Below are 13,361 nucleotides of genomic sequence, written 5' to 3' on the forward strand. Positions count from 1 at the left end.
CTAACTTCTTAGCTTATCGCTTATCCGTTTGCGGGTGCAAATATAGATACCTTTTTCCATTCAACAAGTGCTTTTTTTGCCTTTTTTTTATAACTTTTTTTAACTCGCTATATTCTAATTATTTACATCTGAAGTTTTTTATTATAACCCCATACTTTACATACTCTTTTACATAACACACCTCTTTTAACTACTATCTTTAACCTTCTAGTAACTTATCCATACTCTATGTAAAGTATGACTGAAGTAAGCTATTCTGAAATATGATTTGATTACTTTTTCTTGCGTTTTCGCTTCTTACGCATCTTCGCAAACATCTCTTTATATTCTGAAACATCTAAATAACCCCTACTTTTTGAAACTATAAATAAGTAATCTTTATTTAATTTTGGCTCTTGATACTCTAACTTCTCTTCTATATATGCTCGCTGTAAGATATCTTCTACTAAATAATCTTCATTTTCGGTTTCAGGTTTATATTCTGATTTCAATGACAACTTAAATAAATTTGCTGTCGTATTGTACCAAAAAGCTTTCCAACCGCTTCTTAATTCTTTTACATTGTCAAAAGCTGTTTTTCCTGTTTGACGATGAATTAACTTTAACAAAATTCTTCCTTCTGTTCTTGTTAACTTCTTTAAGGGTGCTGTTAATTCTTCTTCTAAATATTTCTGAATTCTTTTTATGTATTTTCTTTTTTTGCTTTTTGATTTAACTTTTGCTAATCGTGAGTTTACGCTATCTACTCTTTTTGCTGCTAGAATTGCATAAGGGTATGCTTTAAATACCTTTTTTTTTAGCCAATAATAGTAAAGAATGTCTTTTTTTTCTTTAAACTTATGTTTTGGTAATATTGTAATTTCATTTAGTCTTATCATTAAACTATCTCCTTCTTTAACTAATATATACTCATCGTTAAAGTTTGGTAGCGAATCTTTTATTTGTGCACTTGATATTAAAGTGAATAATATTAGATATAGTGGTAGTATTTTTTTCATTTGATTTTTTATAAACAAAAAGAGTTCCAAATGTATCATTTCTCTTTTAAAACAAAAAAACTCATGATGTATTTCATGAGTTTTATTTATTTTTTGTTTTTTTATTATTCTGCCATAATTGAGGCTGCTATTTTTTTATAGATTCCGTTTTCTAATTTTTCACGGATAGCAGAGAATGCTTCAATTGTTTCGTTTACATCTTCAATTGTATGACGAGCTGTTGGTATTAATCTTAATACTATTAATCCTTTTGGTATTACTGGATAAACTACTATTGAACAGAACACTCCATGGTTTTCTCGTAAGTCATTCACCATTGCCATAGCTTCAGGTATTTCTCCTTTTAAGTATACTGGTGTAATACATGTTTGTGTTGTTCCTAAATCAAAACCTGCTTCACGTAGACCTGATTGTAATGCATTAGTTATCTTCCAAAGGTTTTCTTTTAACTCAGGCATGGTACGAATCATGTCTAAACGTTTTAATGCTCCTTTTACCATTGGCATTGGCAATGATTTCGCAAACATTTGCGATCGCATATTGTATTGTAAGTATTGTACTACATCTTTATCTCCTGCAAAGAAAGCTCCAATACCTGCCATAGATTTAGCAAATGTTGCAAAATATACATCGATTCCATCTTGCACTCCTTGTTCAAACCCTGTTCCTCTTCCTCCGTCTCCTAATGTTCCAAATCCGTGTGCATCATCTACTAATAAGCGGAAATTATATTTTTCTTTTAAAGCTACAATTTCTGCTAAGCGTCCTTGTTCTCCTCGCATACCAAAAACTCCTTCAGAAACTAATAAAATTCCTCCACCCGTTTTTTCTGCCATTTTGGTAGCGCGTTTCAAGTTTTTTTCACAACTTTCTATATCGTTATGACGATATACAAAACGCTTTCCTGCATGCAAACGAACTCCATCAATGATACATGCATGTGTATCCATATCGTATACTATAACGTCATCTTTTGAAACTAATGCGTCAATAGCTGATACCATGCCTTGGTAGCCGAAATTTACTAAATAAGCTGCTTCTTTACCTACAAACTTAGCACATTCTTGCTCTAATTGTTCGTGATATGTTGTATGCCCTGACATCATACGAGCCCCCATTGGATATGCCATTCCATCAGTTGCTGCTGATTCTCCGTCTACTTTTAATACTTCTGGATGGTTTGCTAACCCTAAATAATCATTAATACTCCAAGTAATTACTTTTTTTCCATTGAAAGACATACGGTTGGATATTGGGCCTTCTAACTTAGGAAACACATAATAGCCTTCTGCTTTATCTGCCCATTTTCCTAGAGGTCCTTTATCACCTTTGATTCTTTCAAATAAATCTTTACTCATTTTTACTTTTTGTTTTTATATCCTGCGAAAGTAATCTTTTTTAAGGGTATTTCAAAACAACTTCCTTTTCCTCTTACTTACTTTAATTTTAACACCAAGTCATTTGTATTTACTAACACGCCTGAGTTTAACTGTATTTTATCGATAATTCCTGAATTTATAGCTGTTACTGTAGTTTCCATTTTCATTGCTTCAATAATAAATAAAGGTTGATTTTCTGCAACTTTTTCTCCATTTTTGACTAATACAGAAGATAGCAACCCTTGTAAGGGTGCTCCTATTTCTTTTTTGTTATCTGCATTTGCTTTCACATTTTCAATTTTATTAACTTTTATAGAGTTGTCTTTTATTAACACATTTCTCATTTGTCCGTTAATCTTAAAGTAAACGTTTACATTTCCGTCTTCATCAGGCTCACTTTTTTGCATTAGAGAGATTAACACTCGTTTTCCTTCTTCAATATCTACCATTATTTCCTCTCCTACTTCCATTCCAAACAAGAAGTTTTTAGTAGGTATATTCATTAGGTTTCCGTGTTTTAAGTGACTGTTATAAGCCTCTGTAAAAACTTTAGGGTATAATTTAAATGACAAGAAATCGGTAATTTCTAATGGGCGACCCATTCCTTTTTTAAATTGTTTTTTAAAGTCCTCAAATTCTTTTTCAAAATTGATTGGGGCTAAATGTTCATTGGGCCTATTTGTATATGGTTTTTCATTTTTTAGTATAATTTTTTGAATTTTTTCAGGAAAGCCACCAACAGGTTGCCCTAAATCACCTCTAAAAAAACTAATTACTGACTGAGGAAAAGAAATTGTTTCTCCTTTCTCTAATACATCTTGAATAGTTAAATTATTACTAATCATATATTGAGCCATATCTCCTACAACTTTGGAACTAGGTGTTACTTTTACAATATCTCCAAATAGTTGATTTACTTCTCCGTACATTTTAGTAACTTCAGTAAACTTATTTTCTAGGCCTAAAGCTATGGCTTGTCCTTTTAAATTTGAGTACTGACCTCCAGGTATTTCATGTTTATAAACTTCTCCTGTACCTGATTTTAACCCTGATTCAAATGGATAATAATATCCTCTAACAGCTTCCCAATAATTTGAATATTCTGCTAACTTTTCAGTGTTTATTAAATTTTCTCTTTCATTAAAGCGCAGCATCTCAACCATTGAGTTAAAGTTTGGTTGTGATGTTAATCCTGATAATCCACCTAAAGCGACATCTACCACATCTACTCCTGCTTCGATTGCTTTAAGGTAGGTAGCCGATTGGATCGAAGATGTATCGTGTGTATGTAGATGAATTGGAATATCTACGGTTGATTTTAAGGCTGAAATTAACTCGTAAGCTGCTTGTGGTTTTAATAAGCCAGCCATATCTTTTACTCCTAAAATATGCGCTCCTGCATTTTCGATATCTTTTGCTAATTGTAGGTAGTATTTTAAATTGTATTTTCCTTTATTTGGGTTTAGAATATCTCCTGTATAACAAATGGATGCTTCGGCTAATCCTTGTGTTCTATTTCTTACATGTTTTATACATGGTTCTAGGGATTGCATCCAGTTTAAAGAATCAAATATTCTAAAAACATCTACTCCTGTTTCCCATGATTTTTCTACAAATTTTTCAATTAAGTTATCGGGATATGCAGTATATCCTACTCCGTTAGATCCTCTAATTAACATTTGTAATAGCACGTTCGGCATTGCTTTGCGTAATAAAGCTAGACGCTCCCATGGATTTTCTTGTAAAAACCTCAAACAGACATCAAAAGTTGCTCCTCCCCAAACTTCCATACTAAATATTTCTGGATGATTTTTTGCATAACCTTCTGCTACTTTTAACATATCAGTAGTACGCATACGAGTAGCTAATAAGCTTTGATGTGCATCACGCATCGTGGTATCTGTAAAATGTATTTTTTTTTCATTTTTTAACCATTCTGTAAATTTTGTAGATCCCAATTCAGTTAGTAAATCCTTTGTTCCTTTAGGGTAATTTTCTAAAATTGGAAATTTTGGTACTTTTGGTTGTGTAAATTGATGACTTGGGTTTACTTTTTTTACATCTGGATTTCCATTTACAACTACCTCTCCTAAAAAGTTGATTAATTTATTCGCTCTATTTTTAGGTTCTCTAAATTCAAATAATTTTGGCTCATTCTTTATGAAATTTACAGTTACCTTTCCGTCTCTAAATGTTTGGTGACGAAGTATGTTTTCTAGAAAAGCTATATTTGTTTTTACTCCACGCACTCTAAATTCAGCTAATGCTCTTAACATTTTTCTGCAAGCTCCATCAAATGTTCTACTTCTTGCTGAAACTTTCACTAACATGGAATCGAAAAAAGGTGAAATTTTTACTCCTTGATATATACTTCCTGCATCTAACCGAATACCAAACCCTGAAGCACTTCTGTAAGTAGTTACTGTCCCATAATCTGGTTTAAAATCATTTGCAGGGTCCTCCGTAGTTACTCTACATTGTAGTGCATATCCAGTAACAGTAACTGACTCTTGATTTGGTATTTTTATTTGTTTGTCTTCTAATTTAAATCCTCCAGCAATAAACAGTTGTGTTTTAACTAAGTCTATATTGGTTACCATTTCAGTAACCGTATGTTCTACTTGAATTCGCGGGTTTACTTCTATAAAATATATCGAATTATTATCATCTACTAAAAACTCTACAGTTCCTATATTATTATAGTTTACTGCTTTACATATATCGATTGCATAGTTATATAACTTATTTTTTATTTCTTGAGCTAACTCTATAGAAGGAGCTATTTCTACTACTTTTTGATAGCGACGTTGCACTGAACAGTCTCTTTCATACAGATGTACAATATTTCCATGTGCATCAGCTACTATTTGGACTTCTATATGCTTAGGGTTTTCAATAAATTTTTCTAAAAAAACGGTATCATCTCCAAAAGCGTTTAATGATTCTCTTTTTGCTTCAGGAAAAGCTTTGATTAGCTCTTCTTTTTTTCGAATTACTCGCATACCTCTACCTCCTCCTCCAGAAGCAGCTTTTAACATTACAGGATATCCTATTCTTGAGGCTTGAGATAGCGCTATTTCAATGGTAGCTAAATCATTTTGGCTACTTTGAATAATAGGTATATTATTAGCTACTGCTACTTCTTTTGCTGTAATCTTATCTCCTAGTGCTTTAAGTACAGATACTTTAGGGCCTATGAAAACAATACCATTTTCTTCGCATTTTTTGGCAAATTCAGCGTTTTCAGAAAGAAAACCATATCCTGGGTGAATCGCATCTACATTATTGTTTTTAGCTACTTTTATAATAGCATCAATATCTAAATAAGGTTTTAGTGGCTCATTATCTTCTCCTATTTGATAACATTCATCTGCTTTGTATCTATGTAAAGAATATCTATCTTCATACGTATAAATTCCTACTGTTTTAATTCCTATTTCTACACAGGCTCTAAATACTCTAATAGCTATTTCTCCCCTATTTGCTACTAGTACTTTTTGTATTTTCATTGTGTGTTGTATTTGTTGTTAATATGTTTTTGTTACTATCTAATTAACCTTTCTCCAAATTTAGCTTACATTTTACATATTCATAACCTAAACAGAGTTTTTAGTTACAAAAAATCATTAATTTAACAATTCACCATAACAAGTGTAATAAAAAACCTTTTTATCGTTTTTCTATTGAAAAATTATCATTTTAATATTTTTTCATTGGAACTTTATATATAAAAAACAGTATCTCCACCAGAAATAAAAAAAAAGATGCTTGAATAAGCATCTTTTTTTTTATTTTACTTCTTTTTTTAGGTTAAAGTATTTGAATTTAATTCCTCAATAAATGGTTGTTTATATAGTCTTTTACCTAAGGCTTTATGTATTGCATTTGCAACTGCTCCTCCTGCCGGTGGCAAGCCAGGTTCTCCTAAACCAGTTGGTGATAATTCGTTTTGAACAAAATGCACTTCAACTACTGGTGTGTCTTTGATTCTTATCAACCTATAATTATCAAAGTTTCTAGTTGAAGGTTCTCCTTCTTTGAAGGTTAAGTTTCCATACATAGCATGTCCAATACCATCAATAACTCCTCCCTGAACTTGATTTACTGCTCCAGTAGGGTTTACAACAATACCACAATCTACAGCAGCTACGACCTTTGTTACTACTGGTACTCCGTCTTTTAACTCAACTTCTGCAACTTCAGCTACATGTGAGTTGTGGCTATAATAAGCTGAAAAACCTTGATAAACTCCTTCTTTTGATTTACCCCAATTTCCTTCTTTTACTGCTAATCGAATTGCATCTTGCATTCTTTTTCCTGAATACTGGATTTTTTCATCTTTTGTTTCTTTTACATTTTCTAGTAAGTCTAAACGTAATTGTACCGGATCAACTTCTAGTTCTTGTGCTAATTCATCAAAAAAGGATTGTTCTGCATATCCTAAGAAGTTTGTATAAGGTGCTCTCCAAGCTCCTGTTGTTATATTACTTTTATAATTTGTTGTAGATACTTTGTAGTTAGGGATGCATCCTGCAGGAAAGAAATGCGGAATTAAACCATACATATTATCATTAATAGCTGCTTCTTTTAAATGATATCCTGTAATTTTCCCTTCTTTAATAGCTGCTGCTATTCTGTATTTAATTGCTGGGCGATAAATACCACTTGTTATATCTTCTTCTCTGGTTGAAACCATTTTTATTGGCTTCTTAATTTTATCAGATATTTCAAGAGCTTCATATACAAAATCTCCATATAATCTTCTTCCAAAACCTCCTCCCATTCGAGTCATTTCTACATGAACTTGGCCTAAATCACGACCTAACATTTCAGATGCAACTTGAGCAGCATATTCTGGTGTTTGTACTGGACCTACTAAATGTACTTTATCTGAGGTTATATTTGCATAAAAATTCATTGGTTCCATACAGTTATGAGGTAAGAAAGGTGAATGATATGTACGCTCTATAACTTTGTCCGCTTCTGAAAATGCCTTATTTATATCACCATCTTCTCGTCTAACATCAAATTTATCTCCATCTAATAAACTTAGTAGTTTTTCATCATGAAATTTAGTATCTTCTAACTCTGAAGTTTCTTTCCAAACAGCATTTACTGCTCTTGCTCCTTTAATTGCTGCCCAAGTGTTTTCAGCTAATACAACTACCTTATCTGATTTTGACAGCTTAAACGTCCAGTTATTTTTTTCTGATTCAATAAAATTCCTTGCTTTTTGCCCGATAGTAACTACATCTATCACACCAGATACTTTTTTGGCCTCTGATGCATCAAATGAATCTAATTCTTTTCCAAAAGAAGGTGGTCTTATTACCGCAGCGTACAACATTCCTTCTTCCTTATAATCTAATCCAAATAGCGGTTTTCCTGTAACTATTTTTTCTAAATCAACATTTTTAGCACTTTTGCCAATAATTGAGAATTCTGAAGGTTTCTTTAATATTACATCCTCTGGAACTTCTAAAGTAGCGGCTACTTTTACTACTTCTCCATAACCTAATTTATCTCCATTCTTATTAGTAATTATTCCTTTTGAAGCTGAACAATCAGCTGCATTTACTCCCCATTTTACTGCTGCTGCATTAATTAACATTTTCTTAGTTGTTGCCCCTGTTTGTCTTAAGGCTGTCCAACCTTGACGGATAGACTGACTTCCTCCTGCTAATTGACGTCTATAATTTTTGGTGTCTAACGGAGCTTGTGCTACATATACTTTATCCCATTCAACATCTAGTTCCTCTGCTATAATCATCGGCATCGAGGTTTTTACTCCTTGACCAATCTCTGGGTTTGGGGAGTAAATAGTCACATAGCCTTCATCAGATATTTTTATAAATGCATTAAAGTCATTAAAGTTTAGATTTTCTACATCTATAGATGGTTTTACGTTGGGTTTACAGGCTGTGAATAAATTAAATCCAATCATAATACCTCCACTAGCTAATACAGAGGTTCTTAAAAAGTTTCTTCTGCTAAACGTAAAGTTTTTTTCTTTTGTACTCATGATTGAAAATTTTAAGACATTTTATCTGCTGCTAAAGCAACCGCTTTTTCTATTCTATTATACGAAGCACAACGACATAGGTTTCCTTGCATCGCTTCTCTAATTTCTTCTTTAGTAGGGTTTGGGTTTTCTTTTAGGAGTGAAGCTGCTGTCATTATTTGACCTGCTTGACAGTATCCACACTGAGGTACATCTACTTCTTTCCAGGCTTCTTGGAGTGGATGATTTCCTTCGTTTGACAATCCTTCTATGGTTGTAATTTCTTCGTCACCCAACATAGAAACTTGTAATTGACAACTCCTCATTGCTGTTCCATCTATATGAACAGTGCATGCTCCGCATTGTGCTATTCCACAACCGAACTTAGTTCCTGTCATATTAAGTTCATCACGTAATACCCACAACAATGGTGTATCAGCATCTGCCTTAAAGGACACCGATTTTCCGTTAATTTTTAATGTATAATTTGGCATTTTTGGCTAATTTTTGTTTGTCTTGTGTAAGTTACAAAAAATAGAATATTTAACAAACATCATCACTCCTAAACAATAACATATACATTATCAATTACTTACGCAAAAAAAACTACTTTTTAATAGAAAAAGGTAGCTTTTTGTAATTATATTATTTACGAATCCTGATTATATAATGGTGCTTTGTCCCATATGAATGTTTTGAAAATTCATATCGCTATCTTCTTGATTATAGATATAATCTGCTATAAAATCTCCTACCTTACTAGTTGAAAATGGGTTTTCTGAGTTAATATCTTCAGTGGTGATTCCTAATACTAACGATTTTTCTACTGCTTCTTCTACTGCTTCAGCTTCTTGTACTAAATTTAAGTGCTTTAGTAACATCGCTGCAGATAATATGGACGCCAGTGGATTTGCGATGTCTTTTCCTTTTGCTTGTGGAAAGGATCCATGAATAGGTTCAAACAAAGCATTCTTTTTTCCTACTGAGGCAGAAGCTAATAAACCTATAGATCCTCCTATAACACTTGCTTCGTCTGAAAGTATATCTCCAAAAAGATTTTCTGTTAATACTACATCAAACTGTTTAGGGTTTAAAATAAGTTGCATTGCTGCATTATCAACAAATAAGAAGTCTAATTCTACGTCTTTATATTGTGTTGCTAGTGCTGTTACTGTTTTACGCCACAGTCTTGAAGTTTCTAATACATTCGCTTTATCTACCAACGTTAATTTTTTACGCCTTTTTTGAGCTGCTTGAAAAGCTAAATGTGCCATCCGTTCAATTTCTTCTACGGTATAAGAGCAACCATCAAAAGCATGTTTTCCGTCATCACTTAGTTCTTTAATACCAAAATAAATTCCTCCTGTAAGTTCTCTATATATAGCAATATCGGTTCCTTCAATTCTATCTTTCTTTAAAGGTGAATTATGAATTAAGGCATCATATGCTTTTACAGGACGAACATTACAAAACAGTCCTAATTCTTTTCGTAAACGCAATAATCCTTGTTCTGGACGTACTTTTGCTGTAGGATCATTATCGTATTTTGGATCTCCAATAGCACCAAATAAAATAGCATCACTCTTTTTACACAGTTCAATAGTTTCATCTGGTAACGGGTTTCCTGTTTTATCAATAGCACAGGCGCCCATTAATGTTTCTGTAAATAAGAATGTGTGATCAAACACATTACCAACAGCTCTAAGCACTTTTTTTGCCTGTTCTGTTACTTCTGGCCCTATTCCATCTCCTGGTATTACCGTTATGTTGTACTTCATCTTTTTACTTTTTATTTCATTGTTGCTTCAAAAGCTGTTATTGTATCTTTTTTACTAATTAAAAAATCTATATCGTCGTAACCATTTATCATACACAGTTTTTTATACGGATTGATTTCAAAATCTACGCTACCAATTGGTGTTTTAAGCATTTGGTTTTCTAAATCGACAATTATGGTTGTACTTGGTAATTCTGTTACTTTTTTTAACAACCTTTTTAAGTATTCTTTAGGTATTTGCACGGGTAATATTCCATTGTTAAGTGCATTTCCTTTAAAAATATCAGCAAAAAAACTACTGACTACTACTTTAAATCCGTAACCCGCTAATGCCCATGCTGCATGTTCTCTACTTGAACCACATCCAAAATTATCTCCTGCTATTAAAATACTTCCGCTATAATCTTCATTGTTTAATACAAAGTCTTCGTTTAAACTATTATTTTTTTTATAGCGCCAGTCTCTAAACACATTGTCTCCAAAACCTTCTTTATTGGTTGACTTTAAAAATCGTGCGGGTATAATTTGATCGGTATCTATATTTTCTGTTGGTAATGGTATGGCGGTATCTATTAGTTTAACAAATTTCTCCATTAGTTTAATTGTTTTGTAAAGTCAGTGATTTTTCCTTCAACAGCCGTAGCAGCTGCCATTAACGGACTTGCTAAAATGGTTCTCGCTCCTTGTCCTTGACGTCCTTCAAAGTTTCTATTTGAAGTTGATACACAGTATTCTCCTTCTGGTATTTTATCATCGTTCATTGCCAAGCATGCCGAACATCCTGGTTGTCGTAACTGAAATCCTGCCGCCTCAAAAACTTCTTGTAAGCCTTCTCGCTTTATTTGTTTTGCTACTTGTTGTGAACCTGGTACTAACCATGCATTTACATTCGTTGCTTTTTGCTTTCCTTTTATATAGTCTGCTACGACTCTAAAATCTTCTATTCTAGAGTTGGTACAGCTTCCAATAAACACATAGTTAACTGGTGTATTAATTAATGATGTTCCTTTTTCAAAGTTCATATACTGTAATGACTTTTCAAAGGAAGCATCATTAAATTGGGGAATATTCTCTGATATTTTTATACCCATTCCTGGGTTGGTTCCATAAGTAAGCATTGGTTCTATGTCTTCTGCTTTAAACGAATATTCTTTATCAAATTTTGCATTAGCATCAGTTCTCAATGTTTTCCAATAGGATAATTTTTTATCAAATTCTTCTCCTTTTGGTGCAAATTCACGTCCTTTAACGTATTCAAAAGTAGTTTCATCTGGGGCAATCATACCTCCTCTGGCTCCCATTTCAATACTCATATTGCATACGGTCATACGCCCTTCCATAGACATTTCTTCAAATACATTTCCTGCATATTCACAAAAATATCCTGTACCTGAATTTGTGCCTAATTGTGCTATGATATAAAGAATTACATCTTTTGGTAATACTCCTTTTTTAAGTTTACCGTTTACCGTTACTCGTAAACTCTTAGGTTTTTCTAACAATAGGCATTGACTTGCAAATACTTGGGCTACTTGACTTGTACCAATACCAAAAGCAATAGTACCAAAAGCACCATGTGTTGACGTATGGCTATCTCCACAAACCATAGTCATTCCTGGTTGTGTTATTCCTAATTCAGGAGCCATTACGTGTACAATTCCGTTATATCGGTGCCCTAAACCGTATAAGGTAATGTTGTTTTCTTTACAGTTTTTTGTTAATTGTTCTAGTTGATTTTTTGATAATTCGTCTTTTATTGGTAAATGTTGATTTACGGTTGGTGTATTATGATCGGCCGTTGCTACTGTTTTGTCTGGTCGTGCAATTGGAATGTTACGTTCTTTTAACTCATTAAATGCTTGCGGACTGGTTACTTCGTGAATTAAGTGTTTGTCTATATATAAAATTTGCGGTCCATTTTTAACAGTGTCTACCACATGTGTATCCCATACTTTATCAAATAATGTCTTTCCCATTATGCTATGGCTATTTTTGAAATTTTATTTACTTGTTTCATAATTTGATGGATATCTTCATCAATTACTTCTTTTTGTCTGTCTGCAAATTGTAAGAATGTTTTATAAGCAGTATCTAACTGAATTTTAGTTAACTCATACCCTATTTTTTTTGCACGATACGCCAAAGCTGCTCTTCCGCTTCTTGCTGTTAATACGATAGCACTTTCAGTAACTCCTACATCTGCTGGATTGATGATTTCATAAGTTTCTCGGTTTTTGATAACTCCATCTTGGTGAATTCCTGAGCTATGTGCAAAAGCATTGGCACCTACAATAGCTTTGTTAGGTTGCACAGGCATTCCCATACGTTCACGAACCATTATACTTGTATCGTACAATAATTTGGTGTTGATATCTGTTTGCAGGTTTAAATATGGGTGCTGCTTTAAAATCATTACTACTTCTTCTAGTGCCGTGTTCCCTGCGCGCTCTCCTATTCCGTTAACGGTACATTCTATTTGACGTGCGCCATTGATAGCTCCTGCAATAGAGTTTGCTGTGGCTAAGCCTAAATCGTTATGACAATGGCATGAAATAATTACATTTTCAATGCCTTTTACATGGTCTTTTAAATACTTGATTTTAGCCCCGTATTCTTCAGGTAAACAATACCCAGTGGTATCAGGAATATTCAACACTGTTGCTCCAGATTTTATAGCTTCTTCACAAACTTTGGCTAAAAAAGCATTGTCGGTTCTACCAGCATCTTCTGCATAAAACTCTACATCATCAACAAAATTTTTGGCGTATGAAACAGCTTCTTTTGCTCGTTTAATCACTTCTTCTTTTGAAGCATTAAACTTAAATTGAATATGTGAATCACTTGTACCAATACCTGTATGAATTCTAGGTTTTCTGGCAAATTTTAAAGCATCTGCTGCTACTTCAATATCTTTTTTCACAGCTCTTGTTAATCCACAAACAGAAGCATTTTTAACCAATTTGGCTATTTCTCTTACTGATGTAAAATCTCCTGGACTGGATACAGGAAAACCTGCTTCAATTACATCAACTCCTAAAAAATCGAGTCTTTCTGCAATAACTAGCTTTTGTTGGGTATCTAATTTACATCCTGGGACTTGCTCTCCGTCTCGTAATGTGGTATCGAAAATTTGAATTTTATCGCTTTGCATAAATCTAAATATGATTATCAAAATAAAAACCAAATGTATATATTGGCTTTTCTAG

General features: G+C 33.1%; 9 protein-coding genes. All 9 read right to left on the reverse strand.

Annotated elements, in window-relative coordinates; genetic code table 11:
- Positions 1 to 272: 272 nt before the first annotated feature.
- Positions 273 to 998, reverse strand: coding sequence for a DUF4294 domain-containing protein (locus ACKTSW_RS03410; RefSeq protein ID WP_408023868.1), 726 nt, complete (start codon positions 996 to 998; stop codon positions 273 to 275).
- Between the two features lie 104 nt (positions 999 to 1,102).
- On the reverse strand, positions 1,103 to 2,356 hold the full coding sequence (locus tag ACKTSW_RS03415) for an aminotransferase class I/II-fold pyridoxal phosphate-dependent enzyme (protein ID WP_408023869.1): 1,254 nt from the start codon (positions 2,354 to 2,356) through the stop codon (positions 1,103 to 1,105).
- A gap of 77 nt (positions 2,357 to 2,433) precedes the next feature.
- Positions 2,434 to 5,886 (reverse strand): pyruvate carboxylase, encoded by a 3,453-nt coding sequence (locus ACKTSW_RS03420; protein WP_408023870.1) that lies wholly within the window; start codon positions 5,884 to 5,886, stop codon positions 2,434 to 2,436.
- Between the two features lie 296 nt (positions 5,887 to 6,182).
- Positions 6,183 to 8,399, reverse strand: coding sequence for a xanthine dehydrogenase family protein molybdopterin-binding subunit (locus ACKTSW_RS03425; RefSeq protein WP_408023871.1), 2,217 nt, complete (start codon positions 8,397 to 8,399; stop codon positions 6,183 to 6,185).
- Positions 8,400 to 8,410: 11 nt separating this feature from the next.
- Positions 8,411 to 8,872, reverse strand: a complete 462-nt coding sequence (locus ACKTSW_RS03430; protein ID WP_408023872.1) for a (2Fe-2S)-binding protein — start codon at positions 8,870 to 8,872, stop codon at positions 8,411 to 8,413.
- A 168-nt stretch (positions 8,873 to 9,040) separates the two neighbouring features.
- Positions 9,041 to 10,156, reverse strand: a complete 1,116-nt coding sequence (gene leuB / locus ACKTSW_RS03435; protein ID WP_408023873.1) for a 3-isopropylmalate dehydrogenase — start codon at positions 10,154 to 10,156, stop codon at positions 9,041 to 9,043.
- Between the two features lie 11 nt (positions 10,157 to 10,167).
- Positions 10,168 to 10,749 (reverse strand): 3-isopropylmalate dehydratase small subunit, encoded by a 582-nt coding sequence (gene leuD / locus ACKTSW_RS03440; RefSeq protein ID WP_408023874.1) that lies wholly within the window; start codon positions 10,747 to 10,749, stop codon positions 10,168 to 10,170.
- Positions 10,749 to 12,131, reverse strand: coding sequence for a 3-isopropylmalate dehydratase large subunit (gene leuC, locus ACKTSW_RS03445; protein WP_408023875.1), 1,383 nt, complete (start codon positions 12,129 to 12,131; stop codon positions 10,749 to 10,751). The genes leuD and leuC overlap by 1 nt, the downstream gene beginning before the upstream one ends.
- Positions 12,131 to 13,306, reverse strand: a complete 1,176-nt coding sequence (locus ACKTSW_RS03450) for a 2-isopropylmalate synthase (protein ID WP_408023876.1) — start codon at positions 13,304 to 13,306, stop codon at positions 12,131 to 12,133. The genes leuC and ACKTSW_RS03450 overlap by 1 nt, the downstream gene beginning before the upstream one ends.
- Positions 13,307 to 13,361 lie beyond the last annotated feature (55 nt).

Origin of the sequence: Tenacibaculum sediminilitoris (genome assembly GCF_964513795.1) — a bacterium.
GTDB lineage: Bacteria > Bacteroidota > Bacteroidia > Flavobacteriales > Flavobacteriaceae > Polaribacter > Polaribacter sediminilitoris.